At 72.8% G+C, this 20,696-nt stretch carries 14 protein-coding genes and 1 pseudogene; 5 read left to right on the forward strand and 10 right to left on the reverse strand.

The genetic code is table 11. The features are described 5' to 3' along the window. Positions 1–46: 46 nt before the first annotated feature. The 3 genes from ACFWZ2_RS01045 (at position 47) to ACFWZ2_RS01055 (ending at position 3,060) form a co-directional block, all read left to right on the forward strand. On the forward strand, positions 47–745 hold the full coding sequence (locus ACFWZ2_RS01045) for an iron-containing redox enzyme family protein (protein WP_384539842.1): 699 nt from the start codon (positions 47–49) through the stop codon (positions 743–745). A 71-nt stretch (positions 746–816) separates the two neighbouring features. After that, entirely contained in the window at positions 817–1,014 is a 198-nt protein-coding gene (locus ACFWZ2_RS01050) for an aroma-sacti cluster domain-containing protein (protein ID WP_384539845.1), read from the forward strand. A 135-nt stretch (positions 1,015–1,149) separates the two neighbouring features. Next, positions 1,150–3,060, forward strand: coding sequence for a BTAD domain-containing putative transcriptional regulator (locus tag ACFWZ2_RS01055; protein WP_384539847.1), 1,911 nt, complete (start codon positions 1,150–1,152; stop codon positions 3,058–3,060). Here the strand turns inward: ACFWZ2_RS01055 and ACFWZ2_RS01060 are convergent. The 6 genes from ACFWZ2_RS01060 to ACFWZ2_RS01085 are packed head-to-tail and all read right to left on the reverse strand — an operon-like array spanning position 3,023 to position 11,134. After that, entirely contained in the window at positions 3,023–3,667 is a 645-nt protein-coding gene (locus ACFWZ2_RS01060) for a GAF domain-containing protein (RefSeq protein WP_384539851.1), read from the reverse strand. The genes ACFWZ2_RS01055 and ACFWZ2_RS01060 overlap by 38 nt on opposite strands. Continuing rightward, complete coding sequence (locus tag ACFWZ2_RS01065; protein WP_384539854.1) at positions 3,668–4,534, reverse strand: S8 family serine peptidase; 867 nt, start codon at positions 4,532–4,534, stop codon at positions 3,668–3,670. It abuts the gene before it with no gap. Beyond that, positions 4,531–7,632, reverse strand: coding sequence for an adenylate/guanylate cyclase domain-containing protein (locus tag ACFWZ2_RS01070; protein WP_384539857.1), 3,102 nt, complete (start codon positions 7,630–7,632; stop codon positions 4,531–4,533). Before ACFWZ2_RS01070 ends, ACFWZ2_RS01065 begins: the two co-directional genes overlap by 4 nt. A 55-nt stretch (positions 7,633–7,687) precedes the next feature. Beyond that, entirely contained in the window at positions 7,688–9,253 is a 1,566-nt protein-coding gene (locus ACFWZ2_RS01075) for an MFS transporter (RefSeq protein ID WP_384539860.1), read from the reverse strand. A gap of 28 nt (positions 9,254–9,281) precedes the next feature. Further along, positions 9,282–10,019: a hypothetical protein gene (locus ACFWZ2_RS01080; protein ID WP_384539863.1), complete on the reverse strand. Its 738-nt coding sequence runs from the start codon at positions 10,017–10,019 to the stop codon at positions 9,282–9,284. Further along, positions 10,016–11,134 carry a radical SAM protein gene (locus tag ACFWZ2_RS01085; RefSeq protein ID WP_384539866.1) on the reverse strand — a complete coding sequence of 373 codons (1,119 nt, stop codon included), beginning with the start codon at positions 11,132–11,134 and terminating at the stop codon, positions 10,016–10,018. The genes ACFWZ2_RS01080 and ACFWZ2_RS01085 overlap by 4 nt, the downstream gene beginning before the upstream one ends. A 309-nt stretch (positions 11,135–11,443) precedes the next feature. Here ACFWZ2_RS01085 and ACFWZ2_RS01090 point away from each other — a divergent pair. Further along, positions 11,444–13,326: pseudogene (locus ACFWZ2_RS01090) on the forward strand (NAD-binding protein). Between the two features lie 27 nt (positions 13,327–13,353). On the opposite strand, the gene ACFWZ2_RS01095 reads toward ACFWZ2_RS01090, so the two are convergent. Beyond that, the gene (locus ACFWZ2_RS01095) at positions 13,354–14,202 is read right to left on the reverse strand and encodes a metallophosphoesterase family protein (protein WP_384539869.1); all 849 of its coding nucleotides are present in this window, start codon (positions 14,200–14,202) and stop codon (positions 13,354–13,356) included. 72 nt (positions 14,203–14,274) lie between these two features. Then, complete coding sequence (locus ACFWZ2_RS01100; protein ID WP_384539872.1) at positions 14,275–15,930, reverse strand: cytochrome bc complex cytochrome b subunit; 1,656 nt, start codon at positions 15,928–15,930, stop codon at positions 14,275–14,277. Positions 15,931–16,178: 248 nt separating this feature from the next. Here ACFWZ2_RS01100 and ACFWZ2_RS01105 point away from each other — a divergent pair, with 248 nt between their 5' ends. Next, positions 16,179–18,995 (forward strand): M4 family metallopeptidase, encoded by a 2,817-nt coding sequence (locus ACFWZ2_RS01105; protein WP_384539875.1) that lies wholly within the window; start codon positions 16,179–16,181, stop codon positions 18,993–18,995. 15 nt (positions 18,996–19,010) lie between these two features. Here ACFWZ2_RS01105 and ACFWZ2_RS01110 read toward each other — a convergent pair whose 3' ends face one another. Both ACFWZ2_RS01110 and ACFWZ2_RS01115 read right to left on the reverse strand, forming a co-directional pair. Further along, positions 19,011–19,490, reverse strand: a complete 480-nt coding sequence (locus tag ACFWZ2_RS01110) for a carboxymuconolactone decarboxylase family protein (protein ID WP_384539878.1) — start codon at positions 19,488–19,490, stop codon at positions 19,011–19,013. After that, entirely contained in the window at positions 19,487–20,569 is a 1,083-nt protein-coding gene (locus tag ACFWZ2_RS01115; RefSeq protein ID WP_384539881.1) for a dihydrodipicolinate reductase, read from the reverse strand. The genes ACFWZ2_RS01110 and ACFWZ2_RS01115 overlap by 4 nt, the downstream gene beginning before the upstream one ends. Positions 20,570–20,696: the final 127 nt, after the last annotated feature.

A 20,696-nucleotide genomic window follows, 5' to 3' on the forward strand; every position in this document is an offset into this window, starting at 1 on the left:
GATGTTCCCTCCGGATTCCGCGCACCGCGAGACAGGAGACCCCCTCATGACCACCCGGCACAGCCGTGTGCTCCTTGCGAAAATCGAATTGCTGCTGCCACGCCTTGCCATGACGTCGCAGGAACTGTGGAATTCACCGCGGCTCCGCGATCTGTATCCCGAATATCTCTGCATGCTGCACACCGCGATCCGCTCCACGGTGCCCCTCATGGAATGCGCACTGGAAGAGGCGGAGAACCGCGCGGCCGACGACCCGGCCGCCGAGGCCCTGGTCACCTACCTCACCCGGCACATTCGCGAGGAACAGGGCCACGACGAATGGCTGAGGCAGGACCTGGAAGCCCTCGGATTCGACCCGCGGGAACCGCTGCGCCGACTGCCCGCGGCCGCCGTGGCCAATCTGGTGGGGGCCCAGTACTACTGGATCCGGCACTACCACCCGGTCTGTCTGCTCGGGCATGTCGCCGTACTCGAAGGAAATCCGCCGTCGCCGCGACTCGTCGACGAACTGATGCGCCGCACCGGATATCCGCGCAGCGGATTCCGCACCCTGGAACGCCATGCCGCACTCGATGTGAAGCACCGTGACGAACTCCTGCGCACCATCGACGGAATGCCGCTGACGCACGACCTGGCCACCGCCGTCGGCCTCAGCGCGCTGCACTCCGTCGATGCCGCCGACGCCGCCCTGCGGGCGGTGCTGGCCTCCCGCCGGGCCCCCGCCCTGGCGGCCACCCAAGCGTGAGGGGGCGCCCATCCCCCTCGCACCGGTGGTCCGCCGACCGACGGACCACCAGTCAACCAAGGAGAGAAACCATGTCGTACGACGCGCTCAAGGAACTCGCCGCCGCCGGTCACAACTTCAAGGGCGCCAACCCGCAGCAGCTCGACGCCATCTCCTCCCTCAGCCAGGAAGAGGTCGCGCTGCTCAACTCCATCAAGGCCCGCCTCGACGCCGCCGAAGACGTCGTCTCGCACAGCAACAGCCCGCTCAGCGGCGCCTTCGTCTGGTAGTCGGACACCTCTCGGAATCGAGCACCGCTTGCACCATCGGCCGCACACCGGCTGATCACCATGAGGGCCCAGGTGATGTCCCGCCTGGGCCCTGCGGCGCGACCACGCGAGGCACACACGGGGAAGGATTCAACGGTGTTGCAGTTCAACGTGCTCGGGCCGCTCGCAGCGGTCACGGAGTCCGATCAGCTCGCCCTCGGACCGTTCAAACAGCAGGTCCTTCTCGCGGTCCTGCTGTGCAGGCCGGACTCGGTGGTCCCGGTGGACCGCCTCGTCGACGCGCTGTGGAGCGAGGACCCGCCGCGCAGCGCGGGCAAGAACCTCCAGGTGTACGTGCACCATCTGCGCCGCGCCCTGGCGCACGAGGAGGGCGGTGCGGGCGCGCAGGTCCTGCACCAGCGGCCCGGCTACCGGCTCGCCGTCAACCCGCAGGCGATCGACATGGTCCGCTTCGAGCAGGGCATCGACCTCGCGCGGCGCGCCGCCGCGCAGAGCGACGCGGCCCGGGTGGACCGGTTGATCCGGGAGGCCATGTCGCTGTGGCGCGGCAGGCCCTTCGTCGGCCTGGAGGGCGTGGCGCCGCTGGACGCGGAGGCGGCGCGTCTCGAGGAGCGGCGTCTTTCGGGACTCGAGGCGTGGTTCACCGCGCGGCTCCAGCTCGGCCAGCACCACGAGGTGCTCGACGAGGTGGAGCCGCTGGTCGCGGAGCACCCCTTCCGTGAGCAGTTCAGGGCCCAGCACATGCGGGCCCTGTGCGGGGTCGGCCGGCAGAACGACGCGCTGATCGCCTACGACGAGACGCGCCGTCAGTTCTCCCTGGAGCTCGGCCTCGAACCGGGCGCCGTGCTGCGGCAGTTGCAGCAGGAGATCCTGGAGGGCGGTCCCGCGGCCCAGCCGTGCGGCACGGTGCCGAACGCGCGGGAACCCGCCGTACCGCTCGCCGAAGCGGCACCCCGCGATCCCGGGCCGGTCACCGGCCCCGTACAACTGCCGCCGGGCCTTGCGGACTTCACCGGCCGCGACGGGGAGATCGACGCCCTGTTCCCCGCGGTGGAGGTGCATGCGGGCGGCGCCGCGCAGTGGCGCGTCACGGTGGTGACGGGGCCGCCCGGCGTGGGCAAGTCCTCGCTCGCCGTGGCGGCGGCGCACGCGGCGGCGGACGCGTACCCGGGCGGCGTCTTCCACGTCGACCTCAGCGACGCGCGGGGCCTGCCGAGGCCGCCCGACAGCGCGCTCGCCGAACTCCTGCAGCAGCTCGGGGAGCGGCCCGAGACGCTGCCCGACGATCTGCCGGGGCTCGTCATGCGCTACCGGGCGCGGTTCACGGTGCGCGTGCCCGCGCTGCTCGTCCTCGACAACGCTGTCCAGGAGGCCCAGGTGCGGCCGCTGCTGCCCAGTGCCCCGCTGGCCAGCACCGTCGTGACCAGTTGCTCCCGGCTCGCGGGCCTGGACGGTTCGGAGGCCCTCGAACTGCGGCCGCTCGACGACGAGGCCGCACTCGAACTGCTGCGGCGCATCACCGGCCCTGAGGCCATCGACGCCGAGCCGGAGGCGGCGCGGCGCATCGCGCGGTTCTGCGGCGGCCTGCCGCTCGCGCTGCGCATCGCGGGAGCCCGGCTCGCGCCGCGCAGGATCTGGCCGCTCGCCAAGTTCGCCGACCATGTGGAGTCGTCCGCGGGCCTCGACTGGTTCACGGTCGGCGACGTCGATCTGCGCCGGAGCCTGCGGCGCGGCTACCGCGCGCTCAGCGAGGAGGACTGGCAGCAGATCCATCTCCTGGACTTCGGCGCCGACTTCACGTTCATGGACGCCTGGCTGCGGCTCGGCGGCGAGCCCATGGACACCGCGCAGACCCTGAACCGGCTGTGCGACACGCACGCGCTCACCAACGTGCGCCCGGCGGACGCGGACGGCACCTGCCTGTTCCGGCTCGGGGCCTTCGTGCACGACCTGGCCCAGGAGCACGCGCCGGGCCCGCCGCCCGGGCATGCGGGTGCCGACTGCGCGATCAGTCCCGCCTGCGCAGGACGTCCGCCAGGTCGCTGACGATGCGGCGCGCCGCCGCACGGCTGCCGTCGTCCAGCGCGCCGATCTGCTCGGCGAGCACCCGGACGGCGGCCGCGTCGGGGCTCTCCGGCACCGGTTCGCCGGTGAGCCGCGCGCGCCTGCTGCGCTGCACGAGGGCGAGGGCGACGGACGCCTGGTCGGCGAAGAGCGCGAGCAGCTCCATCGCGGCGAGCGGGGCCCGCAACTCGGCGCTGCGGTCGAGGACTTCGAGGACGCCGAGCGGTTCGTCGCCGCTCAGCAGCGGCGCCGCCATCAGGGCCTTGGGCACGTAGTCGGTGGACTCGGCGATGTCGCGGGCGAAGTGCGCATCGCTGTCGACGTCCTGCACCTCGACGGGCTGGCGGGACTGCAGGACCCAGCCCGCGATGCCGCGCCCCGCGGGGAAGCGGCGGCCCACCAGACCGTCCTCGCCCTTGCCCGCCACCGCCTCGAAGACGAGTTCCCCGCTGGCCTGGTCGAGCAGCGCGATGGAGCTGGCCTGCGCGTCGAAGATCGCCGCGGCGGTGCGCACCACGGAGCGCAGCAGTCGTCGGTGGTCGTCCTCCTCGGCCCCGCCGTAGGCCGTGTCCGGCCCGGTGTCCTTCATCTAGTGGCTCCTCACATTGGCCGAGGCGAGAAACAGCGCCTGCTTGACCTGGAACGCCGTCATGCCGCGGTGCTTGCCCACGATCCGCGCGCACAGGCCCGCCACGTGGGGCGTCGCGAAACTGTTGCCCGTGCACCGCCGGGTGGCGCCGCCGGGCCAGGCCGCGGGCACCTGCACCCCACGTGCGAAGAACTCCACCGGCGGGCTCGGGTTGTACAGGAGCAGCCCCGGGTCGTCCTCGTCGTGGCTGCCGACCGAGATCACCGAGGAGAACCGCCAGGGGAAGCTCTCCACCGGCATGTTGTGCGCGGAGGCGACGAGCAGGGTGCGTCCGAAGTACGCCTGGTCGGCCAGGTCGTGCAGGACGGGCGCGAACTGTCTGCGGGTGGTGGACAGGCTCATGTTGATGACGTCGTAGCCCCGTTCGACGGCCCAGCGCACGCCCGCGATGAGCGCGTCGCCCGAGCCGCGGAAGCCGGAGCCGAGGACCTGGACGCTGTCCACGTCGCACTGCGGCGCGAGGCCCCGGATGATCGAGGCGCAGGCGGTGCCGTGCCCCGACGAGTCGCCGCCGGAGACCCGCACGACCTCCCACCGCGGTGTGTCCTCGTCCTCGCCCGCCGCCTCCCTGACGAGGTAGGAGGCGTTGACGGGGCCGACGAGGGGGTGCTCGGTGTCCACGCCGCTGTCGATGACGCAGACCCGTACGCCGCGGCCCGTCGCGCCGCCCCACGCCCAGTCGGCGCCGTCCTGCCCTGCGCCGTCCTGCCCGCCGCCGCCCGCGCCCGCCCAGTCGGTGCGGACCTCGATGGCGGCGCGGTCGCGGCCGAGGAGGTGCCAGGTCAGGCCTTCGGGTGCGGCGGTCATCGCGCACCGCCTCGTACCGCGCGGGCCCTCTGCACGCCCACGAGGTGCCCCTTGACCGCGTAGAGCCGCTCCGCCGCCGCGCCCGCCTCGGTGGCCTCGGCGGTGCGGCCGAGCGCGGCCGCGACCTGGGCGCGGTCGAGTTCGGCGGTGGCCCGGCAGGCCGGTGAGTCGGTCTCGGCGGCCGCGCGCAGGGCGGTGGCGATGTGCGCGTCGGCGGCCGCGGGATCGCCTTCGACGGCGGCGATGCGGGCCCGCATGCCGTGCACCTCGCAGGCCGCCGCGGGCATCGCGGCCACGCCGTCGGCAAGGAGCCGGTCCAGGAGCACGCGGACCGTGCCGGGCGGGTCGCCGCGGGAGAGCAGGACGCGGGCCAGGTCGCGTACGGCGGTGGAGTGCAGCTGGCGGTCGCCGAGGCGTTCCATGGCGTCGGCGGCCTCCCGCAGCAGGGTCTCGGCGTCGTCCCAGCGTCCCGCGAGCTGTTCCACGGTGGCCGTGAAGAGCTGGACGGCGGGCACCGCGAAGTGGTGGCCGAGGTCGGTGAGGGTGCGCAGCGCGTCGTCGAGGAGGCCGCGTCCCTCGTCGAACTCGCCGCGCATGGCGAGCAGGACGGCCATCGGGCACGCAACGGTGGCGCGGCCCACCAGGCGGCCCGCCAGGTGGTCGCCGCGGAAGTCGCGGCAGCTGCGCAGCGCGGAGCCGACCGGTTCGGGGCCGAGCCACAGCGAGACGGCGAGCGCGCCGAGGATGCCCGCGCGCTCCAGTTCGGCTCCGGCCCGCACCGACTCGTGCAGGGCGCGCTGCAGATGGGCGGCCGCTTCCGTGTGGCGGCTGCGGCTCTGCCGTTCCTGGCCCATGGCGAGGAAGGCGCGGGCGAGTCCGAGCGCGTCGTCGGCCTCGGTGAACACGGGGACGGCGGCGCGTGCGGCGTCCAGGAGGGCGCCGAATCCGTCGGGTCCCGGTTCCAGATAGCCGAGTTGGAGCCGGACCCTGGCCTCGGTCCGCGCGTCACCGGCCTCGCGCGCGTCGCCGAGCAGTCGGCGCAGCTCGGCGACTGCCTCCTCGGCGTCGCCCGCGGCGAGCCGGGCCTCGGCGAGCGCGGTGCGCAGCGCGAGGGCGTCCCGTGAGCGGTCGCCGGTCAGCGCGAGGGCCCGGCACAGCAGGCCGACGGCCCAGTTGATGTCTCCGTGGGCGAGTGCGTCGGTGCCTGCCCTGCCGAGGTGGTCGGCGGCGGCGCGGGCGGTGCGGGCCACGTCGGGGTCGCCGGGGTCGAGTTCGGCGCGCAGCCGGGACGCCTGTTCGAGGTGGGTGCCGATGGTGTGGTGGTCGTCGGGGCCCCGGTGGCGCACGTGGTCGGCGTAGCTCTCGTGTCCGCGGGCCCGCAGCAGTTTGGACATGCCGGTGTAGACCTCGTCGCGGATGAGCTGGCTGACCAGGCGCCAGCGGGGTTCGCCCGCCGTGCCGGGGTCGGCGGATTCGAGGAAGCGGCGCCGCGCCAGGTCGCGCACGAGGCGGTCGGCGGGCGGCTCGTCGGGTTCCGCGAGCGCCGCGAGGTCGGCCGCGGAGAATTCCGCCCCGACCACGGACGCCCGTTCCAGGACGGCGCGTTCGTCGGGGGCGAGCCGGTCGAGGCGGGCCGCGACGATGGCGCGCACCGACAGGGGTACGTCGTCGGGGTCGGCACCCTCGGCGACCATCTCCATGATCTGCTCGACGAAGAGGGGATTGCCCTCCGAGCGGCTGATGAGGCGGCCCACGGCGCGTTCGGGCAGCGGCGGCGCGAAGTGGGCCACTACATCGCCCTGTTCGGTCCCAGGCTGTTGTGCGGGAGCCCCGCCGCTGAGCCGCTGGACCAGTTCCCGGCAGTCGTCCCCGCCGAGCGGCGGCACCACGAGCGCGGTCGCGTTGAGCTTTCCGCTGCCCCAACTGGCGTGCTGCTCAAGGAGTTCGGGCCGCGCGAGGCAGAGGACGAGCAGCGGCGCGCCCTGCACCCAGTCGGCGATGTGGTCGAGCGCGCCGAGCAGGTCCTCGTGCGCCCACTGCAGGTCGTCGATGACGAGGACCAGGGGCCGCTCCCCCGCAAGGGCCGTGCACAGCCGCTGGAGCGCCCAGCAGGTCTCCTCGAAGGAGGTGCCCGAGCGGCCCGAACCCGCAAGGCGGGCCAGGGCGGTCGCGGCCGCCGCGTCGGGGCCCGCGGTGCCGAGCAGCTCCGCGAGGCGCTCCCGCGGCGCGTCGGTGAGCAGCCGCTTGAGGAGCTGGGCGAGCGGTGCGAGGGAGCCTTCGCTGCCGTACGGCGGGCAGGCGGCGCAGGCCACGGTCGCGTCGGCCGCGCCCGACTGCCCGACCGCGGCGGCGAACGCCTTGGCCAGTCTGCTCTTGCCGACGCCGGGATCCCCGTACAGCGTGACCAGATGGCAGCCGCGGTCCCTGCGCACCCGCCCGAACGCGAGCTGGAGCTGGGCGAGTTCGTCCGCGCGGTCGACGAGCGCGACGCCCCGGCCACGGGACGCGCCGTGCCGGGGCGAGCCGACCGAGACGAGCCGCCAGGCGGGCACCGGGTCCCGTTTGCCCTTCACGGTCAGGGGCGGCACCGGGACGGTCTCGGCGGCCGGCGCGATCAGCCGGTGGGTGTCGGCGCCGACGAGGATCTCCCCGGTGGGCGCGTGCTGTTCCAGGCGCGCCGCCACATTGACGACCTCGCCGGACACCAGGGCGTGCCCGGCGTCGGCGGCGCCCGACGTGACCACCTCGCCGGTGTGGATGCCGATGCGCACGGCGACCCGCACCCCGTGGGCGTCCAGCGCGTCGTCGCCGAACGTCCGCACGGCGGCGAGGATGTCGAGCGCGGCACGGGCGGCGCGCAGCGCGTCGTCCTCGCGGACCGCGGGGATGCCGAAGACGGCCATCACGGCGTCGCCGATGTACTTCTCCACGGTCCCGCCGTGCCGTTCGAGGCAGTCGCTGAGTACGGCGTAGTAGCGCAGCATCACGTGGCGCAGCGCCTCGGCGTCCAGGCGTTCGCTGAGCGCGGTCGACCCGACCATGTCGCAGAAGACGATGGTGACGGTCTTGCGGCTCTGGGCGCTTCGGTCGCGCGCCATGCGGCACCCCCTCGTACTCGCTCAGGACTCTGTCGGCACCTCCTTCCCCCGCCCCTCAGAACAGGACGCCGCCGATGATCGGCTCCACGCTGTGCGCCTCGACCTCGGGGGCGCGCGCCTGGATCCGGGACTGTACGTCGATCAGGGTCTCCACCTCCTCGTCGGTGAGGTCCGACAGGGCCCTGCGCTGCCCGTCGGGCAGATGGTCGACGGGGAAGCCCGCGCCGCGGAGCAGGTCCAGGTTCTGGCCGCCGTGCTCATCGGGGCCCTTTTCCCGCTCCTGCCACCGCTCCCCGGCGCTCCCGCCGACGTCCCTCTTCTCGGCGTGCCCGCCGTTCTCGGCGTGCCCGCCGTTCTCGCCACCGGACACCTTCTCGCCCCTCCCGTAGATCCACACCACCACGCCCACGACGCAGAGCACCGCTCCCGCCGTACGGAAGACGAAGCCGACGCTGAACCATCCCGCGAGCACGGCGCCCAGGGGCGGCGCCGCGAGCTGCAGCAGCACGGGGAAGGCGTTCGCGGTCGACGTCACACGGCCGATCAGCTCCTGGGGCGTCTCCCGGTGCAGCACATAGGGGAAGACGACCATGATCCCGGCCGCCGCGAAGCCCACGCCGAACGCGATGCCCGTCCAGAGCAGCGCGTGTCCGCCCGCCCCCACGGCGAGGCCGATGCCGATGACGCCGACGAGCGCGCCCACCACGAGCTGGGCGGCGCCCAGCAGGACGAAGGGCCGTACCCGCGAGCCCCACTGGCTGATGGCCAGCGTGCCGAGCACGGCGCCGAGCCCGACCGCCGCCACGACGTACCCCAAGTCCTGTTCCCCGACGGAGAGTTCCCGCATGGCCAGCGGGGACAGCGTGTCGAAGGCGAGGACCAGGAAGAGCGTGGCCGCCATGCTGCCGATCACCGCGATCAGCGCGGGCGTCCGCACGATGAAGGCGACGCCCTCGACGGTCTCGGCCCACAGCCTGCCCCTGCCCGCCGTCCCCTGGCGGTCCGCCGCCGCGCCCCCGGTCTCCTCGCGTGCGGCACGCTTGGGCAGCCGCACCGCGCAGAGCAGCAGCGCGGAGACCACGAAGGTGGCGGCGTCGGCCACGAACGCGGCGCGCACGCCCCACAGCGCGACGACGAGTCCGCTGAGCGCGGGGCCCGCGACCTTCGCCGCCTGGTTGGCGAAGACGGTCAGGGACATCGCCGACAGCATGTCCCGCTCCGGCACGACGGACCGCAGCGTGCTCTGGTACGCCGGGTTGAACAGCGCGGAGAAGGCGACCTTGAGCACGACGAGCGTGAGCAGCACGGTCAGTCCGGGCGCGGCGAGGAAGCCGAGCACGAGGGCGGCGCGCGCGATGTCGCAGCCGATGAGGACGGCCTTGCGGTCCCGCGTCCGGTCGGCGACCGCCCCGGCGACCGGGGCGAGCAGCACCAGCGGCACGGCGGTGGCCACGCTGACCGCGGCGAGCGCGCCCGCGCCCTGGTCCCAGACATAGGTGACGAGCACGATCAGCGCCAGATAGTCCAGCCAGTCACCGACGCTGGAGACCATCTGGCTGGCGAAGAGCACGCGGAAGCGACGGTGCCGCAGGGCCGCGGCCATCGCGGGCGGCCGCGCCATCACGGGGCTCCTTCGCCGTACGGCTGCATCACCGGACTCCTTCGCTGCCGAGGTGCGCCGCAGAGCTCCTGCGGCGCGCGGGCGTGTCACCGGACTCGTACGGCCCGACCAGCTCCTCGAAGACCCCGGCCACCGCGCGCACCGTGTGCAGCGCGGAGCGGACCACGGCCGCCGACAGGCGCTCTCCCAGCGGGAGTTCGTCGAGCAGGCCGAGAAGTTCCGCGCCGTGGCCGACGTCCGCTGCGGCGTGCCGTGCCAGGGTGCGGAAGGCGGCGCGCGGATGGCCGGTGCGCGCGCCGAGCACATCGGCGACGTCGGGCCGCGGCGGGCTGCCCTCCAGGACGGCCTGGTAGCCGAGGAGACAGACGGGGTGCTGCCGCCCGATCCACAGATAGGGCACCCCGCAGAGCCTGGCCACCGCGCCGGACGGGATCCGCCGCCACACCCGGCCCGGGTCGTGCCCGAGGGCGGCGAGGTCCTCGCACACCCAGGTGTCGTGGCCCGTCTCCTCGGCGATGTGCCGTTCCCAGTACGGGACGAGGGCGGCGGCCACCGGGTCGGCGTGGCGGCGGGCCAGCTCCGCGCTGCGGGTGCGCGCGACGGTCATGAGCGGCACCGAGGCGCGGACGATGTGGTGGGTCGTGACGAGGAACTCCGGGTAGATGCGGTCGGGTTCGGGCACGTCCCAGACGCGGTCGAGGGTGGCGTGCAGGCCGGGCAGGAGCAGCCCGAGCGCGGCGTCGACCCGCGTGCCCGCGCCGCTCACGGGCCACCCGCCGGGGCGCCGAGCGCGGCGAGGCCGCGGTAGGCGGCGACCGTGTGCCGGGCGAGGAATCCGTCCGCGCCGCCTTCCTCGACGAGCCGGGTGATCTCCCGTTCGAGGACGCGGGTGCCGGGGCGTCGCAGGAAGGCGTCGGCGGCGGCCGCGGCTCCCGGCGCGTCCAGGGCGGACACGCACGTGTCGCAGTAACCGGCGCACCCGGCCCCGGAGTCGGCGGCCGGGGCGAGCGCGTCGGCGAGGTACTGCGGCCCGAACGCCCGGATGCCGCGGAGCAGCGGGCGGCCGACGACGCGGCGGCGGACGGTGGGCCAGTCGTCCTCGGCGACGTGCCCGATGCGCAGATGGCCGGGGAGGTGCCCGGCCCTGCCGTCGACGACGTCCTGATTGCAGCAGGCGACCACGGTCCCGTCGAAGGCGACGACGGGCCAGGCCGCCATCGCGCACGGCGACGCGGGCCGCCGGGGGCTCGGCGCGGCTCCCCGCGGCGCGTCGTCGTGGCGCACCGCGGAGAGCCACTGGGCGGCGCGGCCCGCCGCACGCACCTCTGCCACCAGGACGGGCACCCGGTCGCCGAAGGTGCGGCGGATGTCGCCGGTGACGTCGGCCAAGTACGGGTCGTCCGGGCCGAGTCCGGTCACCTGCACGCTCACGTCCTTGCCCGCGTCGAGCAGCCCGCGCAGCGCGCAAAAGACGCGGGCGCGGGGCACCTGTGCCTCGTGGAAGACGTCGAGGCTCGCCGCGACGTGGTCGACGGCGGCGAGCGCATCGGCGACGGCGGCCGGGACGGGGCCGCCACGGGCGAAGAACATGCCGGTCAGGAGCTGGCTGCGGGTGCCCGCCGCCCGTGCCAGGTCCGCGATGTCCTTGACCAGGCGGGGCCTGAGCAGCGGTTCGCCGCCGGTCAGGAGCAGATGGTCCGGGCGGTCGCCGGGGCGGAAGGTCGCGACGAAGGCGGTCAAGGGGGCCGCGTCCAGCTGTTCGGCGGCCATCGTGGACGCGGTGGAGCAGTGCGCGCAGGAGAGCGGACAGCGCCGGGTGAGCGTCATCAGGAGCGCGGCCGCGGGCCGGGACCGCGCGGCGAGCAGCTCGACCAGGTGCATGGGACCGCCTCCTCCCGGCGCCGGGGCCGTCCGCTCGGTGCCCCGGCCGGACCCGACGTCCTGCCCCGAGCTTCACCGAGGCGGCTTGTCCACCGGTATGTACGTGCTTGCGGAACCCTTGCTCCGCGCCGTTCCCGAGCACCCCATCGGCGTCGATACGGGGACCAATTCGGGCAGGAGCACGTCACGTTGACGGGACCTGATCCGTGCGCCGGAGGGAACCACCGGGCCCCGTGAGGCACTCTTCTCCGTGTGTCGTACGCATCATCGCTTCCCCCACAGCGCCCGCCGTTCCCGACCACCGGCCACATGGTCGTGTGCGGCGGCGACAACGCCCTCGCCCACCGGCTCGCCGCCGAACTCCGCGGTGTCTACGGCGAGCAGGTGACGCTCGTCGTGCCGCCCGCGGGACACGGCGAGCGGACCCGGACATCGGGGCGGGCCAGGACCACCGCGCTGATCGGGCGCATCACCGCCGCCGTCTCCCGCACCACCGGCAACGGCACCGGGCAGGGCGAGGGCGAGAACGTCGTGCCGCGGACCCTGGAGGCGGCCGACCTCACCGACGACGTCCTGGTCGATGCGGGCGTCCCGCAGGCCACCGCGCTCGCCCTGATGCATGACGACGACGAGACCAACATCCGCACCGCGCTCGCCGCCCGACGGCTCAACCCCCGGCTGCGCCTGGTGATCCGGCTCTACAACCGCAAGCTCGGCCAGCACCTGGAGGAACTGCTCGACCAGGCCGCCGCCGTCGCCGGGCTCGCCGCGGCCGACTCCGACGTCACCGTCCTGTCCGACGCCGACACCGCGGCCCCCGCCCTCGCCGCCACGGCCGTCGCGGGCACCAGCAAGGTCGTGCACGCCGACGGGCTGCTGCTGCGCGCCGTGGAGCGGACACCACCGGCCCCCGGCGCCGTGCCGCAGCGGGGGCTCGCCACGCTGGCGCTGCTCTCCTCGACCGCCAACGACCCTGCGGGGTACGAGGGTTCGGACCGGGCGGGCGGCGAAGCGGGGCCCCAGCTGCTGCCGGACGACGCCGCCGTGGCCGCGGCGCCCGGGCACGGCGCGCTCGTCCTCGAGGCGGTGTCGTACTCCGGTGCCGCGCCGCCGCCCGGGTTCCTCGCGGGGCGCGGGGTGCCGCTGCGCCAGCTCTTCTCACGGCGCCTTCGCTGGTCGGTCGCCGGGTTCGCGGCCGCGGTCCTGGGGATGGCGATCGCCTCGATCGTCACCACCGAGGACACCAGCCCGCTGCACGCGACCTATCTGACGCTCCTCGACCTCTTCTCGATCAACGACCCGGCGACGGAAGGCCCGCCGAGCCGGCAGATCCTCCAGCTGCTCGCCGGTCTGGTCGGGCTGCTGCTCCTGCCGATCCTGTTCGCCGCCGTCCTGGAAGCCCTCGGCACCTTCCGCACCGCGTCCTCGCTGCGCCGCCCGCCGCGCGGCCTCTCCGGCCATGTCGTCCTGCTCGGCCTCGGCAAGGTCGGCACCCGTGTCCTGGCCCGGCTGCGCGAACTGGGCATTCCGGTGGTGTGCGTGGAGGCCGATCCCGAGGCGCGCGGCGTCTCGCTCGCGCGCCGTCTCCGGGTACCGACCGTGATCGGCGACGTCACGGAGGAGGGCGTGCTCGAAGCGGCCAAGGTCCATCGCGCGCACGCCCTGCTCGCGCTCACCAGCGCGGACACCATCAACCTCGAAGCGGCCCTGTACGCCCGCTCCGTGAAGTCCGATCTGCGGGTGGCGCTTCGCCTGTACGACGACGAGTTCGCCACCGCCGTCTACCGCACCCTGCGGGCCGCGCACCCCGGCGCCCTGACCCTTCCCCAAGCTCTCAACTGCGTTCGAGCAGGGGAGACCCCACTCGCAGCGTGTCCGCGCTCGCGGCGCCCGCGTTCGCCGGGGCGATGATGGGCCGGCAGATCCTGGGGGCGCTGCCCGTCGAGCGTTCGGTGCTGCTCTTCGCGGTGCTCGACGTCGCGGACCAGCCGCGCCTGACCGGCCGGACCGTGGCCGGGGTGTTCCGGCCCGGGGCGTGGCGGGTGGTCGCCCTGGAGCGCTCGTCGGGCCTCGAATGGGAACTCGACCCGGAGTACGAGCTGCGTCCGCAGGACCGTGTCGTACTGGCCGCCACCCGTCAGGGCCTGGCCGAACTCCTCGCCCGCAGGCCGCTGCCCGCCCCGTCGTCCTAGGGCCTGATCCGCCGGACAGGCCCTGAGCTACTCCGCGGGCGCGGGCAGCACCTGCCGCAGGTACGGGTCGGGGTGGAAGTCCCTGCGCCACTCCCGCGGGTAGCCGACGGACGCCTCGATGTGGCGCACGCCGTCGTGCCAGGTGGTGCGCGGGATGTGCAGATGGCCGTAGACGACCGCCTCCGCGTCGTACTTCACGTGCCAGTCCGCGGTCTGCTCCGTGCCGCACCACAGGGCGAACTCGGGGTAGCGCAGGATCCGGGTGGGTTCGCGCAGCAGCGGCCAGTGGTTGATGAGGATGGTGCGCAGGCCCGGGGTGCGCTCGGCGAGCAGCTTCTCGGTGAGCGCCACCCTGGCCCGGGACCAGTCGTCGCGGGTCTCGTACGGATCGGGGTGCAGGAAGTACTCGTCGGTGCAGACGACGCCCGCCTCGTGGGCCGCCTTCAGGGCGTCTTCCTTGGTGTGCGTGCCCTCGGGCCTGAAGGTGTAGTCGTAGAGCAGGAACAGCGGCGCCACCGTGACGGGACCGCCCTCGCCGCGCCACACGGGGTAGGGGTCCTCGGGGGTGGCGGCCCCCAACGACCGGCAGAGCGCGACGAGATGCTGGTAGCGCGCCTCGCCGCGCAGCTGGACCGGGTCGTCCTTGGGCGTCCACAGTTCGTGGTTGCCGGGCGCCCACACCACCTTGGCGAAGCGCTCGGTGAGCGTGCGCAGCGCCCACTCGATGTCGGCCATGCGCTCGGCGACGTCACCGGCGACTATGAGCCAGTCCTCGTCGGTCTCCGGCCGCAGGGACTCGACGTACGCCTTGTTGTCCGGGTACGCCACGTGCAGGTCACTGATCGCGAACAGCTTCGGGGTCTTGTCGGATGCCATCACTCCGTGAGGCTAACCGAGTTGATCCCGGGCACGCCCGCCGGTTCTTCAGTGGTGATCGCCCTCACCTCGCTAGTGGTGATCGCCCTCACCTCGCTGGATCGCCAGATACTCCTCGGGTGTCGCCTTGGGCACCTGCGCCTTGGGGCCGTACATGGCGCGGGCGAGGCGGGCGCGCAGCCGGTCGGAGCGGTTGACCTTGCGGGCGACTCCGTTGGCGTCGACCAGGGGGCCGATCTCGTAGGGCCGGGGCTGCTCGTGGGCGGTCAGCCGGAACAGCTCGGCCTGCGGGAGCGGCTCGTGGATCTCGATGTACTCGCCGTGCGGCAGCCGTTTGATGGTGCCGGTCTCGCGGCCGTGCAGCACCTTGTCCCGGTCCCGGTGCTGGAGTCCCAGGCAGATGCGGTGCGTCACGAGGAAGGCGATCACGGGGACGACGAAGAAGCCGATCCGTACGAACCAGGTGATGACGTTGATGGAGAGGTGGAAGTGCGTGGCCCACAGGTCGTTGCCGCCGCCGACCATCAGGACGGCGAACAGCGCGAGCCAGGCGACGCCGAGCGAGGTGCGCACCGGGGCGTTGCGCGGCCGGTCCGCGATGTGGTGTTCGCGTTTGTCGCCCTTGACCCATGCCTCGATGAACGGATAGACGCCGATCAGGACCAGGATCAGCGGGAAGAGCAGGAAGGGGATGAAGACGCCCAGTTCGAGGGTGTGCCCCCAGGCGTTGATCTCCCAGCTGGGCATCACCCGGATCAGGCCCTCGGAGAAGCCGAGGTACCAGTCGGGTTGGGCGCCGGTGGAGACCAGGTCGGGCCGGTAGGGGCCGATCGCCCAGACGGGGTTGATGGAGGCGACCGCGCCCATGATCGCGAGCACGCCGAAGACGAGGAAGAAGAAGCCGCCCGCCTTGGCGATGTAGATGGGCAGGAACGGCGCCCCGACCACGTTCTTCTCGGTTCTGCCGGGCCCGGAGAACTGGGTGTGCTTGTGGTAGAAGACCAGGATCAGATGCGCGACGACGAGCCCCAGCATGATGCCCGGCAGCAGCAGGATGTGGATCGGATAGAACCGCGCGATGATGTCGTCCCCCGGGAACTCCCCGCCGAACAGGAAGAAGGCGATGTACGTCCCGACGACGGGGATGGAGAGGATCGCGCCGTGCATGAAGCGGATGCCGGTGCCGGAGAGCATGTCGTCGGGCAGTGAGTAGCCGGTCAGGCCGGTGAGGATGCCGAGGAACAACAGCGTCCAGCCGAACAGCCAGTTGACCTCGCGCGGCTTGCGGAAGGCCCCGGTGAAGAACACCCGCATCATGTGCGCGAGCATCGCGGCGACGAAGACGAGCGCGGCCCAGTGGTGGATCTGCCGGATGAGCAGTCCGCCGCGCACCTCCATGCTGATGTCCACGGTGGACTCGTACGCCCTGGACACGAGCAGGCCCTTGAGCGGCACATAGGGGCCGTCGTACGTCACTTCGGCCATGCTCGGCTCGAAGAAGAGGGTCAGATAGGTGCCCGTGAGGATCAGGATCAGGAAGCTGTAGAGGCAGATCTCCCCGAACATGAAGGACCAGTGGTCGGGGAAGATCTTGCGCATCTGGCTCTTGGCGAGGGTGTTGATGCCGAGCCGCCCGTCCGCCCAGTCGGCGACCCGCTCCCCCCTCCCGGGCTTCCCCGGCCGTACAGGTCGTCCACTTGTCCCGGTTCGCTCGATGCGTCCGCTCATGCGACTCCCTTTCAGGCGGCTACCAGCGTAGGTCGCATGTATGACGGATCCAACAGGCCCGTTCGTGACAACTGGCGGCCGGAAAAGCCGTGTTCGCCCCAGAGGGCACGCGGGCGGCTCCCGATGCCCCGTCCTGACACTTGTGACACGGCGTTATCACTTGATCCACATTCGTCTGGCACCTTCGTGATCAAGAGGGCCGCTCGACCTGCGGCCCTGCCACGGAGGGGAATGTGAACAAGTCACCCATGAGCACAACACCCAGGAGACAGGCGCGACTTCGTACGGCCCGGATACCCGGCGCGACCGGCGGCGCGGCGCTGCTCGGCGTGGCGGCGCTGCTCGCCGTGACCGCGCCCGTCGCCCATGCCGCGGACCCCGAACCGGTGCCGGAGCTGATACCCGGCCAGCACACCGCGACGCCCGCCCTGGTCGACGGGATCGAGGAGCCCGCGCAGGACTCGGGCAGCGCGGCGGCCGCGGCCAAGAAGCACCTCGAACAGAAGAAGGGCCGGTATCGCATAGCCGACCCCCGGCGGGATCTGACCGCGGGGAAGACGGTGCGCGGGCGGACCGGTGAGGCGGTGCGCTTCCAGCAGAAGCACAAGGGCATACCGGTGCTCGGCGGCCAGTATCTGGTCCGCCTGGAGGAGAAGCGGGGCGACCGGGTCGTCACCGGCACCTCCGGCAAGTACTTCACCGGTCTCACGGTCGGCGCCGACGCCAAGGTGCCGGAGAAGACGGCCGTCGAGCGGGCCACCGCGGCCGCCCTCGCGGACCTCTCCGCGGGTGGGGCGGGCAGCTGGACCAAGCTGGGCGGGCCCGCCGCGAAGGACCACGGCGGCAACGCCAAGACCGCGCGGGGCAAGGGGACTTCCGCGAAGAAGCACGCCCTCACCGGCACCTCGCACGGCCTCGTCGTACTCCCCGAGGGCAAGGGCGTCCTGACGTACCACGTCACCGTCACCGGCGAGGACCCGGCGACGGGGGCGCCGGTCAAGCAGGAGATCTACGTCGACGCGGACGCCGGGTTCCCGGTGCTCAGCTACTCCGGCATCCAGGCCTTCGACGACGGTTCCGACGGCCACCCCGGCGCCACCGGCTCGGGCGTGAAGCTGGACGGCAGCAAGGTCGGCCTCGACGTCACCAAGGACGCGAGGACCGGGGCGTACGGGCTGATCGACCAGCGGCGCCAGTGGGGCGGCAGCAAGAATCCGATCACCACGTACGACGCCCGTGACGTGGACGCCAACGACGCGTCGGGGAAGTGGCCCGCGGGCCTGAAGGACGTCACGTCGCCGACCCCCGAGTTCGGCAAGGACGCCACCGATGCGGGCGCGGTCGACGCGCACTGGGCGGCCGGGCAAGTCTACGACTACTACAAGGCCAAGCACGGCAGGGACAGCCTGGACGACAAGGGCATGGCCATCAACTCCCTGGTGGGCGTGACGGATCAGGGCCTGCCGTTCGTCAACGCCTTCTGGGACGGCCAGAAGATGGTCTACGGAAGCGGCGACGAGGAGAACAAGGTCTTCTCCGCCGACCTGGACGTGGTCGGCCACGAGATGACGCACGGCGTCGTCGAGCACACCGCGGGCCTCGTCTACACCGGCCAGTCCGGCGCCCTGAACGAGGCCGTCGCCGACTACTTCGGCAACGCCATCGACGTCACCGCGACCGGCAACGAGGACTCCCCCGAGGCCTCCCTGATCGGCGAGAACCTGTGCCGTACGCAGGGGCCGAAGGACTGCGCGATGCGCGACCTGAACGACGGCCGCACCACCGCCAAGGACTTCCTCGGCGTCACCTACGCCACCGACAGCGGCGGCGTGCACCTCAACTCCACCATCTTCTCCGGGGCGTTGTGGGACATCCGTGAGGACCTTGGCGGGGAGCGCGCCGACCGGATCGTCTACAAGGCGCTCACCGAATACCTCACCCCGCTCGACGGCTTCACCGAGGCCCGCAACGCCGTGGTCGCCGCCGCCAAGGACCTCGGCGTCAAGGGCGCGGACCTGCGCTCGGTCAACCGTGCCTTCGACGCGCACGGCATCGTGAAGGGCTGGGAGAAGGCCATCGGCGCCGACTCCGACAAGCTCCTCGGCGACCTCAACACCAAGCGGACCGGCGCGGGCGCGGGCGGCGGCTGGTGGGCCACCTCGAAGTCCGACGAGGAGGGCGGCGAGCCGTACTCGGTCTACGCGGGACGTACGAACGGCAAGGGCGCCCCGAAGCTGATCAGCCCCAACGACGGGCGTTTCCACGTCTATCCGGACACCGACGGCAAGACGGTGGCCTGGGCGGCGTACGGCGCGGACAGCGTCGAGGTCCTCTCGCGGCCGCTCAAGGGCGGCCCGGTCAAGAAGCTCTGGTCGGCAGGCACGACCGTCGGCAACGTCAAGGTCTCGGGGAACACCGTGGCCTGGCAGGAGTCCAGCCCGTTCGGACAGCAGCGCGTCGCGTACATCAAGCCCGGTGAGCGCGAGCCGCACTTCGTGGACGGCGGCCGCTACGAGGTGGCGACGGCGCTTCCCACGCTGAGCGGCGACAAGCTCGGCTACGCCAAGGCCTACACCGACAAGGACGGCATCGACCAGATCTCGACCGAGATCACGGACGTGCGCACCGGCCGGCAGACGCTGGTCCCGGCCAAGGAGAGCCGCCTCGGCATCTCCACACCCACGATCAACGGAAAGTACCTGTACTGGCTCGTCGACGACATCGCCGACGACAACCGGCAGGGCCTGCGCCGCGCGAAGCTCGACGGCACGGGGCTGACCGACGTCATCCCCGAGGACGGCGCGGACTCCTACTTCTGGGGCGTGGACGCCTCCGACAGCGCGCTGACGCTGACCCAGTGGAAGCCCGAGCGCGGCTGGAGCAACAGCAACCTCACCAAGCTCGTCCAGACCGACCTGGACGGCAAGGGCCTGCAGCGGGTCTCCTGCAACCGCGGTGAGCAGAGCTACGGCGCGGCCGACACCGGCAAGCGCGTCGTGTGGATCGACGGCACGACCGGCCACACCGACCTGGTGACCCGGGCCCGCCCGGCGGGCACCTGCTGAACCGTCGTGTGAGCGTCAGGGCCTGGGCAGCGCGCACACGCTGTCCAGGCCCAGCACGTGGTTGAGCCTGCCGAAGGCGAGCCACGAGCCGATGCTCATGCTCAGCTCCACGATCTCGGCCTGGCCGTAGTGCGCGGTCATCCGCCGCCAGAACTCCTCGTCGAGCCCGTGGTGGTCCAGGGCGTACCGCTCGGCGTACTCCGCGGCGAGCCGCGTGCGGTCGTCGAAGGCGTCGGTGGTGCGCCACGCGGTGACCGCGTCGTCGAACCCCGACTCGACCGTGCGGCCGTCGCGTTCGGTGCGCCAGTCGAGGCAGAAGGCGCAGCCGTTGAGCTGGGCGATCCGCAGCCGTGCCGCCTCGAACTCGCGCAGGCCGAGCGTCGAGTGCTCGTACACCGCGAGCGAGAAGTGCGACGCCGCTTCCCCGATGCCGGGGACCATCTCGCCCCACACGTAGCCGATCGGTTCCTTGCCCTCGGGAATGTCGATGATCATGGCTGCTTCCTTCCGAGTCGGCCTGCCGCGGGGCGCAGCGGGACGTCGAGCGCGTCGTAGAGGCCGGGTTCGGCGGCCACGAGCCAGTCGATGGCGTTCACGAGCCGTCCCGCCGCGGTGGCGTTGCCGCCCGCCGAGCGGTTCTCGCCCTCGTCGGCGGCCTCGACGGTGACCTCGATGCGCGGGCGGCCCTCGACGACCACCCGGTGCGCGCCGTCGCCGCCGTCGGGCGGAACGGGCCAGTCCGGGGCGCAGGACGGGTGGATACGGGTGATGTGCTCGATGACGATGCGGGGTGCGCCGTCGACGATGCCCCGCACCTCGAACCGCACCCCGCCCTGGGTGCCCGCGGCGAACTCCCCCATGGTCCTGGTCCGCACGGTGGCGTCGAGGGGACGGCGCTCCAAGGTCTCGCGGATCTCCTCGACCTCGGCGCCGAGCGCCCTGGCCAGGAGCCGGATCTGCCCGCCCCACACCATGGTCGGGACGCCCGGGGCGAGCATCGGCGGTTCGTACGCCATGGGGTGGCCCATGCCGATCAGCTGGCGGACCGCGTCCTCCTGGTCGTACGTCGAGTAGTCGAAGATCTCCTGGCAGCGGAGCGCTTCGACGGTCGAACCGAGCCCGCTGACCAGCAGCGGCAGCACGTCGTTGGCCCAGCCGGGGTCCACGCCCGAGACGAACAGCGAGCCGCCGCCCGCCGCGACGGCGGCGAGCACCGGATCCCTGAACTCGGCCGGTGCGCCCCGGCGTTCATAGAGCGCGTACAGCGCGGGCGTGACCACCACGGCACCCGCCCCGACCGCCCTGACGACGTCGGCGAGCGCCTCGTCGGGGCGCAGATCGCCGGAGGCCGCGTACACCACGGCCCCGGGCCGCGCACCGAGCACCGCCTCGACGTCGTCGGTCGCCGCCACCCCCAAGTGCCGCCCCAGACCGCCGAGTTCACCGGCGTCACGGCCGACCTTGCCGGGGCCGTGCACCAGGGCAGCGGCGAGCGTCAGCGCCGGATGGGCCTCGACGGCGCGGATGGCCGCACGGCCCACGTTGCCCGTCCCCCACACCACCGTGGAAATCATGCGCGGAGGGTAGCGGGGGGATCTTTCGGTTGACAGAGCCAGGAGGCGGGCAGATCGACGGCTCCCGCACGGCGGTGCGAGAGGCCCAACACATCGGCGGATACGTACCGTTCGACCGCTCTCCGAA

This window comes from Streptomyces sp. NPDC059002, assembly GCF_042740435.1.
GTDB lineage: Bacteria > Actinomycetota > Actinomycetes > Streptomycetales > Streptomycetaceae > Streptomyces.

What these genes read in the sequence shown, in the direction of transcription:
- ACFWZ2_RS01045 (WP_384539842.1), top strand. Translation starts at nt 47, where the DNA reads ATGACCACCCGGCACAGCCGTGTGCTCCTTGCGAAAATCGAATTGCTG.
- ACFWZ2_RS01050 (WP_384539845.1), top strand. Translation starts at nt 817, where the DNA reads ATGTCGTACGACGCGCTCAAGGAACTCGCCGCCGCCGGTCACAACTTC.
- ACFWZ2_RS01060 (WP_384539851.1), bottom strand. Translation starts at nt 3,667, where the DNA reads ATGAAGGACACCGGGCCGGACACGGCCTACGGCGGGGCCGAGGAGGAC.
- ACFWZ2_RS01065 (WP_384539854.1), bottom strand. Translation starts at nt 4,534, where the DNA reads ATGACCGCCGCACCCGAAGGCCTGACCTGGCACCTCCTCGGCCGCGAC.
- ACFWZ2_RS01070 (WP_384539857.1), bottom strand. Translation starts at nt 7,632, where the DNA reads ATGGCGCGCGACCGAAGCGCCCAGAGCCGCAAGACCGTCACCATCGTC.
- ACFWZ2_RS01075 (WP_384539860.1), bottom strand. Translation starts at nt 9,253, where the DNA reads ATGGCGCGGCCGCCCGCGATGGCCGCGGCCCTGCGGCACCGTCGCTTC.
- ACFWZ2_RS01085 (WP_384539866.1), bottom strand. Translation starts at nt 11,134, where the DNA reads ATGCACCTGGTCGAGCTGCTCGCCGCGCGGTCCCGGCCCGCGGCCGCG.
- ACFWZ2_RS01095 (WP_384539869.1), bottom strand. Translation starts at nt 14,202, where the DNA reads ATGGCATCCGACAAGACCCCGAAGCTGTTCGCGATCAGTGACCTGCAC.
- ACFWZ2_RS01100 (WP_384539872.1), bottom strand. Translation starts at nt 15,930, where the DNA reads ATGAGCGGACGCATCGAGCGAACCGGGACAAGTGGACGACCTGTACGG.
- ACFWZ2_RS01105 (WP_384539875.1), top strand. Translation starts at nt 16,179, where the DNA reads ATGAGCACAACACCCAGGAGACAGGCGCGACTTCGTACGGCCCGGATA.
- ACFWZ2_RS01110 (WP_384539878.1), bottom strand. Translation starts at nt 19,490, where the DNA reads ATGATCATCGACATTCCCGAGGGCAAGGAACCGATCGGCTACGTGTGG.
- ACFWZ2_RS01115 (WP_384539881.1), bottom strand. Translation starts at nt 20,569, where the DNA reads ATGATTTCCACGGTGGTGTGGGGGACGGGCAACGTGGGCCGTGCGGCC.